The following is a 13,397-nucleotide window of genomic DNA, read 5'->3' on the forward strand; positions in this document are numbered from 1 at the left end:
CTACAATATTAAGTCAAATTCCTTCTTTTTACTTGTTCGTTAATATATTACTTGACTATATACTGATTTGTTTTTTTAATATCTACTGTAACATATTTAATATTATTTCTAAGAATAATATATTGATGTTCTTTTTGGTTAATCTTATATGCATGTTGTGAACCAGATTCCACCCATGTTATTATACTTTCAATTTCTTTTTCTTCTAGGTATAATTTTAAAATTTCCTTATCGTTAAAAAATAGTATTATATTTCTCATCTCTATCTACCATCTTTAACCAAATACTTCTACATTTAGAGTTAAAATCCTTTATTTGTCGAATGATTTTTCAAAAGAAAAAGAACCCTATTTCAAAAGTTCTCTTTCTAATAGTTTTTATGCAATGTTATCTGGTGGGTCAATTCTCATATTCTCACTTTCTTTTAAATATTTTATATATATTTCTATATTTAAAAGGTAATTCCTTCTTTTGTCAAACTATTTTACCAAATAAAAAAGAACCCTGTTAAGAGTCCTCTTCTATAACTTTATAGATAGTCTATTGCTTAATTTTCATTAAGGTATTCTTTTACTTTATCAGATTAGTTTCAAAATTATGTGAATGGATCAATAAAAAAAGAATCATACAAAATAAATTAAAATCACTCTGTATAACTCTCTTTTTTAATGTATTGGATTAACTGTTTGGTGATTCTTCTTGTGGATGTATAACATGTATATTACTATTTGTTGTACTATGATGCATTGACACACTTGTTGATATTGTTAATGTTAGCATTAAGCAACCCAATCCTAAAGTCAAAGCTCTTAATATTTTCTTTTTCATAGTAATACCCCCATTTATTTTAAATTTTTTGACAATAATAAATATTGTTCACATATCTCTGCCTTATTTTGTCTTAAATACTTAAGGGCTAGTTCATTATAAAGGTCTTTGAGTTCTTTAGTATTTTTAGTAAGCTTTAATAACTCAATAATATTAATGTATACTTTTTCTAATTTTTCATTATCATTTAATTTATCGTATATATCCATTAATAAATAATTACCTTTCAGTAAATATTCTAAATCTTTATATTCTTTTGCATATTCCAATCCTAGTTTTATAGATTTAATTGCATCATCAATCAAATTTTGTTTTAATAAAACCTCTGATTTTTCTATGAGTGTATGTGACAAATTTGATTTGCTAAATTCATTTTTAAATTTTGCCGCCATTTCAAAGTATTTCATACTCTGTTTAAAATCATTTTTAGCCGAATAATTTAATCCTAAGTTATTATATATATATCCTAAAAAAACATTTTTATCGTCTGAAATTTTTAAAAGTAAATCTTTATATATATCTATTGCTTTATCATATTTACCTTTAGTATTGTAGCAAGTTGCTTTTGTATTGCAGGCAAAGAAATATAGCCTAAAATCTTCTTTCTCATCACTCACAGATAAAAATTTTTCAATAGTTTCTAACGCTAACTCTATTTTATTTAATCGCCTATAACACATTGCTAAAGAATATAGACATAATTTTTTTGTTTTAACATCCTTATATAAAGTGCAGTAATATTGACTTAATTGATAATACTCAATGGCTGCCTCATACTTTAAACCATCTGCATTAAAAACACCTAACTTCCAATAAACATGTCCAAGTTTTTCATTCTTCCTAATGTCTATGTATATCTCTCTAGCTTTTTTATAAATGTCACAAGCTATTTCGAACTCTTTTTCTTTGAAGTAAATTTCACCTAATTTGCAATATGCCTCTGCCTTAACCTCTACTAAATCATATTCATTTGCTATTTTAAAAATTCCATCTATGCTGATCTTCTCTATCTCAGGATTTTTCAATTTTCTAAAACAATATAACTCAGCGTCTTCTTTAGGAGAACGCATTAGATATGCTTCATCTACATTTACGATAATGTCAAGTTCTTCTGCTTTTTCATTAAATTTTTCAGCAAGTTTTACTGCTGTAGAATAAGTTACATCTCTTTTGTCAGTTTCCATCATGCTTATGAGTCCCCTAGTTACATTCTCACTTTTCAAATCATCTTGCTTTAAACCTAGTTGGGTTCTAAGCCGTTTTAGCTTCTCTCCTGTAGTCAGAAATTTCATAACATCACCTTTATTCTCGAATATTTGTATTATATGTAAATTATATATCATATTTTAGGTATACGCAACTTTTTTAGTAACTTATTGTTTGCCATATTGTTTATTTATATTTCTCTATTCTTCGCTCGCACCATCATCTATTAATGACTTTAAAAAATTAATTTCTACCTCAAGATTTCTAATTGCAATGTTAACTTCTGTAGTTTTATATTCTCCATATCGTTCTATTCTATAATTTAAATTATTAGTCAAAAATTCTATTCTTTTTATTATTAGTTCTAAAGCATTATCTTTTAAGTTAATTTCTGTTCACCCTCCAAATATTTATCTAAATATTTTAATTATAATCTTCATAATCCTTAGTATCATTCCACATATTTTCAAATTCATTATCAAAGTCTTGAGCAACCTTTGAATCATTTATAATAACAAGTATCTCATCATTTTTTGTTGAAGCATTTTCGGTATAATTATAACTACCAGTTGTTGCTATATTTTTATCGGCAATAGTCATTTTTATATGGAGAAGTCCTGGATGGCTATTTATTTTTATAGGAATATTATCCTTCTGCAATAAGGCTAACTCTTTGCTTTCTGATTTACTTTTAGACTCAATCTTATCTGTCATTATTCTAACATCAACTTTTCTATCCTTGGCTTGTATTATTGCGTTCACAATACTTTTCTTAGTCAAACTATATATAGCAATATCAAGAGTGCTTTTTGATGAATTTATAACCTTAATTAATTGTTCGTCTGGATGCTGATTTGCTTTAGTAAAATAATATTGAAGATTCCCTGCTTGTACCTGTTCTACTGGTTGTACTTGTTGAACCTGCTGGGCAGTATTATTATGCCGTTTAGTTGTAGCCTTAATTCTCTCAGTAGAGCAGCCTGTGGCTCCTAACAATGATATGGTTAATAAAACTATTAATATTTTCTTAATATAAATCTCCTCCTGTCGTAAAAGTCATCTTTTATAATACTATTTTGATAATCAAACTTAAAACATAATATAATTTATTTCTAAATTTTATTTATGATTACAAATCCCAATCCTTCTTCGGTGATACTGATATAATTCTAAATCTATTTGTATCTCCAGTAAGAAATAACGGTTCTCCATTTCTCCATATTATATTCCCTGGTTTCAGTCCTGCCATAGCTTCTTCTTCGGTTAATATTGCTTCTGGAGCATACTCTAATTCATACTTTACATATCTATATATTCTATCGGAATTAGATAAATCAAATTTTATATTACTTAAAAATTTTTCCAAAATCATTTCTGCATCTTGAATCACCATCCAATAATCACACTTATATAGAAATCTTATTGACTGAATTGGGCGCCCTGAATTAATCTCTTTTGCTTTTGCATTAAACCCTATCGTCATTTGAAAAGTCCCATTCTCAATTATATGGAATATTCTCATAGCAAGAATAGGAATGGCTTTTTCGCTTTCTTTGTCAAAATGCATGCCCTTATATGTATTTCTAATTTTTTTTAAAAAATATAAATTTGATATTTTACAGTCGAATCCATCATTGTTTAAATGTTCGATAATCATTCCAGTTTTATATGCCTCTTTTAAAGTCTCTGCCCCAAAATAATTTTCAATAACTAATTGATGAAGAGATTTTTTTAACTTTCCTGATACAAGGTATTTAGGTTCACCTTTTTTATTTTTTTGTATTGTCCAATTTATATCCTTTATTTTTTCCCATAGTTTCTCATCATACTCTGTATAAGCCAATCTATCAGGCTCGGATAAATTAAATACGATTTGGTTGTCTGAAATGTAAGCCTTTATCATTATTTCTCACTTCTCCCTCTCTATAGAAATTACTTTTTACTTGTCTTTAATAGGTTCAGAACACATATAATTGCAGCCCTTATCATTTTCTAAATAATACTCAATAGGTGAAATTTGTATACCATGACCTAAAAAAATTTTAGTCACATCAGATATCACTTCTTTAGGAGTATTTATATTGTAATCATAATTTAATCTATTACAATCTTTAAATGAGCAAAAATTATTAATTCCTATTTCTTTTAAAAGAATATTTAAATCAATATTTTTATACAACGATTCTTTAATACTAAAATTTTGAAAATTATCATAATGCTTGCTATAATTATCATCTCTTGAGAATACAAGCTGTTTAGTTAAAAAGCTCAAAGACGCATAACTACTATAAACAATTTTATAATTTTCATAATTAATCTTAAATAACTTTTTTGTTAAATTATCCCACCCATACTGAACTTCTGATTTATCTATAAATTTATTTACATACATAAGTATTTTATCTAAAAATTCCTTTTGCCCAAACTTATGCCAGTATGCTGCTGCAAAATCATTTACTAATAGTTCTTCATGGAATTGGTTTAGTGCATCATTATGAGCTAAATTTTTATCAAATTTGTAGTTATATTCTCTACAAAGTACATGTCCAATCTCATGCATAACATTATAACAACAAATAAATGTAAGATATATTATCTTATTACCATAATATTTATCAAAATAATCAGGATCACTTTCGTATTTAGATATGTGTAATGAATGTTTCCATTTAGACATTATCTTATATCACCTCTCATAATTTAATTCCCTACTTTAAAATTATATATTGGTTTAATAATCTTTACAATATCAACCGTATCCTGGACATTATTGATTATTTCTTCCATAGGCTTATATACCATAGGGCTTTTATCAATAGTATCCTTATTAACTGAAGTAGTATATATTCCTTTCACACTGTCTTTGAACTCATTTAGTGTCACATTTTCAAATGTCTTATGTCTATTCATTAATCTGACAGCTCCTACCTATTTCCTAGCTTTGATTGTAACTTACAAATCTGAACCATGCATTGCAGTTCTTTATACTCTAATTTTCCGTTGCAATCACCAATTGTATTTTTTAATTTTTTATAATCATCCATAATCTCATTAATATTCTCCAATCTTTTTATAACATCAATTAATATTTTGTCACAGATTTTTAATTGATAATTTGTAAAATAGGACATTTGCACCGCATCCTTTCTCCTCATAAAAAACTTCTTTTACCATTCATAGTCGTATATTTTACTAATAAAAGTTTCTCTAAATTCTTTGCCAGTAAATTTACTTATTAATCCAATATTATTTCTTACAAAAATTTCATTCTCATTTTTATATAAATAAAGATACTGCTGACCTTGTATAAATGTCTTGTCACAATCTACATTTAACAACCCAACTACACAAATACATTGTTTCCTATCTCCTTTTATGATAGCGTCCATTAATTTAGGAATATTTGTATTGCCAATTGTTGGTTTGGAACAAAGTTTGAATAAAAGCACCAGTATAAATTAATAACTACAATATATTTTTGTAATAAAGTTAAATCATAATTTGCAGATTTGACGTAGTAATTAATAAAAATTATCTTTGAAAATTAAATAATGTTGAATTTAGAAACTATGCTATAATTAACAAAAAGACAAATTTGAATTTATAATGGAAGGAATGAAGCTACAATGTTTGGTGATTGGAAATCTTTGATTCCAATAGTTAGTTCTGTTGTGGCGATTGTTGCAGTAATACTGACTTATAAACAGATAAAGTTAAGTAACAAACAGCATTTGTTCGATAAGCGTATGGAAAATTACATTATTGCAACAGGACTGATAAAATTATATAGAAGCAACTGTAATGATATCAATAATGAAAAAGATGAACCAATGCTTTCAAATGATTTTGATTTCAATTCGCTAACAAATAACACTTATTTAGAGCAAATAACTTGTGCAATAGATAATCCACTAAAAGAACCAAACCACAAGGAATTATTAATTAAATTAGAAAATTTAAAGGAAGTTGCTACTAAAATTAAGTTTTTATTTTCAGGCAATGCATCTAATTTATTGGGGGATTTTGTTTTACGTTATCAGGAATTATTGTTTGAAATGTACAGATATCAAATAATTTTAGATAAAATTATTAAGCAAAATGAAAATGGAAATCATGCATTAGAATTTGATGAACTTGCGAAAAAATTTAAAGAAGAAAAATACAGAGATAGGGTACAAAAGGCGTTTAATAATTTAAAGCAAGCAAATAGTTGTTTAGAAAAGGAAAATGTTGAAGAACAAATTGAAAAGCAAATAAGACTACTGTAAAAGGATACTCTATTATTAGATAACTCAAATTCTAATTTGTAATTTTATAGTCTAAAATAATAGATGTTTTTAATATCACATTATTCAAAGAATCAATAATGAATAGTGTGATATTTTTTTGTACGTAATACTACTACATTTTGATACAATTATTATAAAACTACACAAATACTTCCATTTGTTCTTTGCATAGAATTATATAATACATTCCAAGCTTTCTTATAATCAATCATTTTAATCTTACCTTTTTCTCTCTAATAAATTATCCATTTTATTATAGTTAATTTTCCTCTACAGTATTGTTTTAGCCCACAAATTCAGCATATATAAAACATTTTAATCTTGTTGCCAAAACCTAATGCTATTAAGAATCGAGTCGCTATATAGATCATATAGCAGTATGTAAAAATAAAAGTAGAGAGTTTTACTCTCTACTCTAAAATACTAGCCTACATTCCTATTATTTTTAATAATTATGTGTTTTTACTATTTGCTGCAACTGAGTAACTAACTGACTACCACTTTTCACATTAGGTAGAGATATATTACCTAAATTCAAATGTGTATCTCCACCACTCGAATTTGGTACCTTGATTTCTACGCTAGGTACATTAAAGTTCGGAACCTCAAACCTAGACATAAGATCTGGTATTTTATCTGCAAATTCACTTATTGACCTAGTTCTTTGAGCCGTAACAACGCCATCTCCGTCATTCATCAATCGCATTTCTTGGCCTTTTTCATTTACAGCAGCCCAACCTGCTAAAGTACCATATGAACCATCTTCATAACCTCTATAACTACTGCTATTCCAATTAGGGATGTTGTAAACTGAGCCATATCTTGATTTGATGTAGTCTATAGCACTTTCAGCATTATCTACGGGATTTAATATATTGTTATGCCCATTCTTCATGTATTCTTCAAATGTAGATGGTAACATTTGCATTAATCCTGTTGCGTATTCTCCATCTACAGAAACATTATTTTTTAAATTTGCATTTCCTGTTCCAAGTTGTCCTGGATTCCCACTTTCTCTACTTGCAATCATCTCAAGACCTTCTAGCCATGAGTCGGGTGTTCCAGTATCCTTCATTGCTTGTTGTAGATAACTTGCAATATTTCCACCTAACGATACTTGAGTGGAATTGACGACACTACCCATTTTTGTAGCGATTAAACTTTCTATATCAGATTCAGTCATCCCGTTAATTAGCCCTTGCATCCAAAATGAACCTATCTCTTTTGCTATTGTACTAGGGGAGTGTATGCCTAAATCAGTATGAAAATCGTCAATAATTTTTGTACATAAATCATTAATGATTTTTTCTAAATCCTTAGTACCATCTTGCATACCTTGTCCAATATCTTTTGTAATACTAAGTCCATACTGAGTAGTAGAACTAACAAAAGTGGTAAATGTCGTATTTAAATTGCTCAATAAGGCTTTTGTTGGATCTATAACAAGGTTGGAAGTAGATGTTATAGTGCTTCCAATATTTTTATTGGTATTTTTGCTATACTCTGGAGAGTTATTAACAAAGTCTTCAATACTACTCTTTAGACCAGAAATTAAACTAAGTAAAGGCTTATTAACTAAATCTTTATTGTCTGTTATAGATTTTGCTACATTCTTGTCAGTATCTTTTGGATAGCTTGTAGAGTTATCGACAAAATCTTGAATAACATCATCTACAGCAGATAAGACCTTCTTAGTAGATTGAACAACTGAACTGTTACTATTATTTACAACTGCCTGCGTTGTTTTAGTTGTTCCACCCAATATTTGTGAAGTCTCACTGCCGTTATAAACTCCTGCACCTTGTGGTAATTTTACCTTTTGTTCTTTTGTTACAAGTTCTGGAACATCACCTTCAGCAAGAGTGTATATACCATCTTGTGGTACAGAATCAACACCAGTTTTATAACCAGTAATAGCATTTATCTTGTCGTCATAACCTGCATCTGTAGTAGATTTTTGATTTTGATAGTTTTGCTCATCTTGGTTTGCTTTGTTTTCTGCTGCTGTTTTCTGGTCATTCAAGCTATTTTCTTGTTGAGTATAGGCCATATCCGACTGCTTTTTATTCACAGCATCTTGAGCGTCCTGTACTTTTTGTTGAGCAGATTTAACTGCATCGGGATCTGCTACCCATTGAAACCCTGTAGCAGTTAACATCCTTGTATCGTCTTGGTTTTGAGTATAATCTAACTCACTTTGAGCTTTGGTTAAAGCATTTTGGTCTTTTAATAATTCATTCTCGTCACTGGTTAACTGCTTTTTCCTTTCCAACTGGTCAATTTGAGTTTGTAAACTATTATTAATATCATCATCATGTTGCTTTTGTATTTTATAAGAAGCGTCTAATAATGCATCTGCTTCTTTTTTCTGGTCTTCAAGAGATTTCTTTAATGCGTCTTGTTGTTTTTTCTGTGCTTCTTCTGCTGCTCTTTGTGCTGCTTCTGCTTTGGCAGTAGAGTCAGTACCCTCAGATGCCCCATCCATATTGTCTATAACAGCGGAGGTTGCCTTGCCAGCGGTGTCATACAATTTGTCAATTGCACTCATTGCATCTTTGATTTTTTGAACATCATCGTTATCGGCATTTATTTGTGAAGTTGTTTTATCAAAATCAGTTCCGCCACCCATTCCTGTAACCTTACCGTTACTTGCCTTTGCTACAACGGATGCTGCTTTTATTTCTGCTTGCTCTTTTATTTCTAATGCTTGAACTTCTGCCATAATAGATGCAATTCTTGTTTTTGCATTCTCATAAGTTGTCTGAGTGTTTCCCGTATCTATTTCGGCAGACTCTTTAGATGTAGATAGTTTAACATTTGCTAAACCTTGGTAGGCCGTTCCTTCAGTTTGTAACATTCCAACTTGTTTATTTACTAAATCCATGTTTGTTACAGTAACATTACCTTCGGAATCCGTGGCAGTTATTACGCCATCAATGTTATTTGCTAAGTCTTGGGCTATTTGAGACATTTGTTTCTTTGATGCGGTATCTTGGCTCTGAGATGCTGCTAATTGCTGATATTGTTGTGCCTCTTGAGCAATTGCTTGTTTCGCTTGTTCATGAGCCATTATCATTTGAGCATAAGCAGTTTGTGCAGTTTGTTTATTGGTATTAATACTACTATTTATTTGATTATATAATGTCTTCTCATCGCCCATATATGCTAACAGTTCAGGATATTTGTTTGCTATTTCTGCAACATCTTTAGAAGGCATATGACCAGTGTTGTCATTCATATCTTTTATATATTTAGAATAGTCTTTAACCTTATTAGTAGAGCTTTCAATAGTTTTCTGATATTGTTCTTCTTGAGATTGGGCATTTTGCAAAGCAGTAGTATTGTCTTGAGTTTCGTCTGTATTTTCACTAAAAGAATTAGAATTATTTTTTAAAGACTTTGAATTACTATCTTTTGCATCACTATTCTTTTTAGTCTCGTCAGAATTCTTTTTCATATACTGAGTATAAGTTTCCCATTGTAAGCTTGATGTATCGAAATATTGTTGCTGTGAACCTCTATATCCAGCACTCCACATATTCATAGTTGCTTTATTCAAAGCGTCTATTTTATCTTGAGTGGCTTTTGTTTTATCTCCATAGCCTTCAGTATCTTGACCCGTAGTTTTTAATTCTTGCTGCAATTTTTTCATGTTTTCAGTATATTGTTCTATTTCTGTAGACATTGAAGTATCAACTTTATTGCCTAAAATGGATGGAATAAGACCTTGAAATGCAGAAGACCCATCTTTTGTGTTTAATTCTTTATATAATTTTGAATAGTCACTTGCGTTACTCGCTGCAATCTGATTCTTCTTTTCATCATTATATTCTTTTAATGCTTTTACATTTGTAGCAATAGCTTTTCCTTCATCATCGTAACCCGTAACTAGAGTAGGGAATTGCTCTGCTAATTGCTCTTGTACTTGAGTTATTTGAGTTTGAATATCTGTATAATCTTGACTAGATTTACTCGTGCTCTTTAATTGCTTCTCTAAATCTTGATATTTTTTTATGAGAGCATCATTTTGTTGATTTGAACTCATTTTCGTAGCTAAACTATCAATGTCGGATTCTACATCTTGGGTGCTCTTATGTAGAGACATTAATGTCGTAATGACTGAACTAGCAGCAATGATTATTGCTCCCATAGCAACATTTAACGCTAAAGTTGATGCTAAAGTCATTTTTTGTGAAGCAGCAAGTGCATCTTCTGAGGCAGCAGCGGCTTCAGTAGTTGTGGCATTAGCACCAGTTTTTTCTTTTAACGCATCCATAGCAACTGCTGCTTCTTCTTCAGTAATTTTCTCTGCTTTAACTTTATCGTTTAATGCTTGCTCTGCTGCTGCAAGAACATTTGTACTAGATTTTGCCATATTTAATTTTTCACCAACAACACCAAGTATGGTTGCCGATTCTTCTTCAGTTATATTGCCATTTTTAATATCATTAGTTAAAGAGTCCACTGCTGCTTGATAAGCTTTTACGGTTGTAGTTTGGCCACCAAAACTAAAAATACTACCTATGTTTTTTTCTGGTAGATTTAAACTATCCAGGAATTGTCTAATACCTTCACCTTTAAAAATATGAAATGCTGTAGACAAGCCTTTCACTGCCAAACTTACCTCTGGAATAAGAATCAACAACCTTTGTGCTCCACTCGGCATATCATTTAAAACTTCAATTACATCTTTACCAGCACCAATAATATCCTTTAATTGTCCTAATCCACCATCGTCTCCTAAAGAAATGAAGAATTCTGATACTGTCGTCTTCAAAACTTCAACTTGCTTTCCTAATGTCTGCATAGTCTTTTCACTTTTTGCGGCAGAATAGCCAAGCGACTCTTCACTTTGCTTTGTCCTTGCATCAACTTGGTCATAATTTTGTGCAAGTATATCTATCCAGTCTTTACGCATAGTTCCGCCAAGAGCATCTTCTATTGCATTAGATTGGGTTGTATTTTCTCCATATTTATCTAAAGCAGAACTAACTTGCGTCATTATATCGCCAAAGTCTTTAAAGTGATCCTTGTCTTTCATTACTTCGATACCATATTGCTGTAATGTTTCTAAAGTTTTTGGTCTTTCGAGTCTAGTTTCAACAGATTTTAAAGCATCACCAATTTCATCTCCAGATTTTCCTGTGTTATCTGCAAGGACAGAGACTATTCCGTTTAACTGGTTAAGATCTATCCCCATAGCTTTACTTGTCATACCTGCTTTAGAAACTGCTTCAGCATAATCAGAAGTTTTTGCCAAACTTACATCTGCCATCTTATTCCACGAATCAAGAACTTGTTCACTTTGTGAATATGAAATATTCAACTGTTTCATTGAACTTGTCAACAAATCTGTCATGGTACTGGCATCTTTTATATCTGAGGTATTAACACCCATCATAACTGTTTTTGTCATACTCTCTAAGCTTGCTTTATCTTGAACACCAGCAGAAGCTAATGAGTTCATGGCATCCTGAACCTGTTGCAGAGGCTCTCCAAAATCTTTAGATAGTTGAATAGCAGATTGCCCAAATTCTTTTAAATCTTTATCACTAACATTACCTAAAACTCTTCCTAAATCTGTTAGGCTTGTTTCATAGTCTTCATTTGTTTTTATTGCACTTGATAGCGCATTTTGGATTTGGTAAATTATAGTTGCAGAAGCGAGATAGCTTCCAGACAATTTAAATCTATCCATCATGGAATTACTTGAACTGCTCGAACTCATAGATAAATTCTGTTCACCAGAGATTTTAGCTAACTGTTCAGACATTTTATTATATTCAGATAAATTTGCTTGTTCCTGAGTGTATTGCTTTAAAGATAATTGGTTTTGTTTTTCAATTTGGTCAGCAATTTTTTGGTTAGAATCAACTTCTTTTAATAAATCACTCATAGATTGTTTATGCAAATTTAATTCATCATTTATTGATTTATTTAGTTGACCTTGCTCATCAACTAAATTTTTATAACTATTCTCTATGCTTTGGAAATCTGATTTCGTACTACCTAAATTTAATTTTCCTAATTCTTCTTCAAAGCTTGTAAGTTGATCTTTTGGAAGAATATCGTTACTAAATAATTTATTAATATTAATTTGCATTTTAGATGTATAAGCATCTAAAGAGTCTAATCCTTTATCTACTTGCTCAGAGAACTTTTGTTCTTGCTCTGTCTCTTTTAATGCATCAGCAATTGATTCTTTTCTTAAATTTAATTCATTTTGCTTCTCTAAATTTAATTGCTTTTGCTCATCTACTAAACTTTTATAACTATTTTCTATAGATTGGAAATCACTTTTTGTACTTCCTAAATCTAACTTATTTAAAGCATTTTCAAAATCTGATAATTGGTCTTTGGGTAATATATCATTAGAAAATAGCTTGTCTACATTGCTTTGCATTTTAGCTTTATAAGCGTCTAATGCATCATTTTCTTTGTATATCTGCTCTGTTGCTTTCGCAGATGCTTCTTCTAATTGTTCTTGTTGTTTTGTTTGAGCAGCATAATCATTTGTTATTGTAGTTGACGGACTCTTTTGTATTATCTCCCCAGTTTTTTCATTCTTTTGAGGAGCATATGTCGTCTCTTTAGTTTTTCTATTATATTCGTCAACTGCTTCAGTTACAGTTTTATAAGCTTGAGCAGTTTTTTGTGCTTCTTCTGCACCAGATTTAAAAAATTCAGTTACTTTTGTAGTTACAGTTCCTATATTAACGCCTAAATCTATTATCGTTTTTTCTAAGCTATTCAATATTTTTGTATCGAAGCCTTCGCCATTGGCTTTTTTTAAATTATCGAATTCCTGTTCTATGGAACGAATTACTTCTATTGCTTTTTTTCCAGACTCTTCATCTATAGAGTCTATTTTTATTTTACTTAAATTCTCAAGGATATTATTTGCTTGAGAAACATCATTTTTTAAACTCTCTAAATTTACTCTTAAAGTACCAATAAGTTTATCATTTTCCATTTTATCAATCTCCTTTTGTTTCTTTAAATATATATCTCCTAAACATATGGACAACTTTTACAAAACAAATAATAGTGATAAGACAGGGGTGTGGGGGCGGT

11 protein-coding genes and 1 pseudogene are annotated in these 13,397 nt (G+C 29.9%); 1 reads left to right on the forward strand and 11 read right to left on the reverse strand.

The window, feature by feature from the left end:
* Positions 1-47: 47 nt before the first annotated feature.
* The 10 genes and pseudogenes from B8978_RS01600 to B8978_RS19380 form a co-directional block, all read right to left on the reverse strand.
* Positions 48-260: a hypothetical protein gene (locus B8978_RS01600; protein ID WP_084113530.1), complete on the reverse strand. Its 213-nt coding sequence runs from the start codon at positions 258-260 to the stop codon at positions 48-50.
* 418 nt (positions 261-678) lie between these two features.
* On the reverse strand, positions 679-828 hold the full coding sequence (locus B8978_RS19660; protein WP_176212581.1) for a hypothetical protein: 150 nt from the start codon (positions 826-828) through the stop codon (positions 679-681).
* 14 nt (positions 829-842) lie between these two features.
* Positions 843-2,120, reverse strand: coding sequence for a helix-turn-helix transcriptional regulator (locus tag B8978_RS01605; protein WP_176212582.1), 1,278 nt, complete (start codon positions 2,118-2,120; stop codon positions 843-845).
* 114 nt (positions 2,121-2,234) lie between these two features.
* Positions 2,235-2,372 carry a hypothetical protein gene (locus B8978_RS19665; protein WP_176212583.1) on the reverse strand — a complete coding sequence of 46 codons (138 nt, stop codon included), beginning with the start codon at positions 2,370-2,372 and terminating at the stop codon, positions 2,235-2,237.
* An 85-nt stretch (positions 2,373-2,457) separates the two neighbouring features.
* Positions 2,458-3,030, reverse strand: a complete 573-nt coding sequence (locus tag B8978_RS01610; RefSeq protein WP_242950456.1) for a phospholipase D-like domain-containing protein — start codon at positions 3,028-3,030, stop codon at positions 2,458-2,460.
* A gap of 133 nt (positions 3,031-3,163) precedes the next feature.
* A complete protein-coding gene (locus tag B8978_RS01615) occupies positions 3,164-3,937 on the reverse strand; it encodes a hypothetical protein (RefSeq protein WP_084113533.1) in 774 nt (257 codons plus the stop codon).
* A gap of 36 nt (positions 3,938-3,973) precedes the next feature.
* A complete protein-coding gene (locus B8978_RS01620) occupies positions 3,974-4,711 on the reverse strand; it encodes a hypothetical protein (RefSeq protein WP_084113534.1) in 738 nt (245 codons plus the stop codon).
* 23 nt (positions 4,712-4,734) lie between these two features.
* Positions 4,735-4,947 (reverse strand): annotated as a pseudogene (locus tag B8978_RS01625) (RNA-splicing ligase RtcB); the annotation flags it as partial.
* An 11-nt stretch (positions 4,948-4,958) separates the two neighbouring features.
* Complete coding sequence (locus B8978_RS01630) at positions 4,959-5,189, reverse strand: hypothetical protein (RefSeq protein ID WP_139795944.1); 231 nt, start codon at positions 5,187-5,189, stop codon at positions 4,959-4,961.
* Positions 5,190-5,201: 12 nt separating this feature from the next.
* A complete protein-coding gene (locus B8978_RS19380; protein ID WP_139795945.1) occupies positions 5,202-5,423 on the reverse strand; it encodes a hypothetical protein in 222 nt (73 codons plus the stop codon).
* Positions 5,424-5,660: 237 nt separating this feature from the next.
* On the opposite strand from B8978_RS19380, the gene B8978_RS01635 reads away from it, so the two are divergent.
* Positions 5,661-6,302, forward strand: coding sequence for a hypothetical protein (locus B8978_RS01635; RefSeq protein ID WP_084113536.1), 642 nt, complete (start codon positions 5,661-5,663; stop codon positions 6,300-6,302).
* Between the two features lie 466 nt (positions 6,303-6,768).
* Here the strand turns inward: B8978_RS01635 and B8978_RS01640 are convergent, their stop codons facing one another.
* Positions 6,769-13,296, reverse strand: a complete 6,528-nt coding sequence (locus B8978_RS01640) for a phage tail tape measure protein (protein WP_084113537.1) — start codon at positions 13,294-13,296, stop codon at positions 6,769-6,771.
* Positions 13,297-13,397: the final 101 nt, after the last annotated feature.

This window comes from Clostridium acidisoli DSM 12555, from assembly GCF_900176305.1.
Taxonomy (GTDB): Bacteria; Bacillota; Clostridia; order Clostridiales; family Clostridiaceae; genus Clostridium_I; species Clostridium_I acidisoli.

Excerpts from the sequence above, each read along its gene's own strand:
- B8978_RS01600 (WP_084113530.1), bottom strand. The coding sequence starts at position 260 with ATGAGAAATATAATACTATTTTTTAACGATAAGGAAATTTTAAAATTA.
- B8978_RS19660 (WP_176212581.1), bottom strand. The coding sequence starts at position 828 with ATGAAAAAGAAAATATTAAGAGCTTTGACTTTAGGATTGGGTTGCTTA.
- B8978_RS01605 (WP_176212582.1), bottom strand. The coding sequence starts at position 2,120 with ATGAAATTTCTGACTACAGGAGAGAAGCTAAAACGGCTTAGAACCCAA.
- B8978_RS01615 (WP_084113533.1), bottom strand. The coding sequence starts at position 3,937 with ATGATAAAGGCTTACATTTCAGACAACCAAATCGTATTTAATTTATCC.
- B8978_RS01620 (WP_084113534.1), bottom strand. The coding sequence starts at position 4,711 with ATGTCTAAATGGAAACATTCATTACACATATCTAAATACGAAAGTGAT.
- B8978_RS01630 (WP_139795944.1), bottom strand. The coding sequence starts at position 5,189 with ATGAGGAGAAAGGATGCGGTGCAAATGTCCTATTTTACAAATTATCAA.
- B8978_RS19380 (WP_139795945.1), bottom strand. The coding sequence starts at position 5,423 with ATGGACGCTATCATAAAAGGAGATAGGAAACAATGTATTTGTGTAGTT.
- B8978_RS01635 (WP_084113536.1), top strand. The coding sequence starts at position 5,661 with ATGTTTGGTGATTGGAAATCTTTGATTCCAATAGTTAGTTCTGTTGTG.
- B8978_RS01640 (WP_084113537.1), bottom strand. The coding sequence starts at position 13,296 with ATGGAAAATGATAAACTTATTGGTACTTTAAGAGTAAATTTAGAGAGT.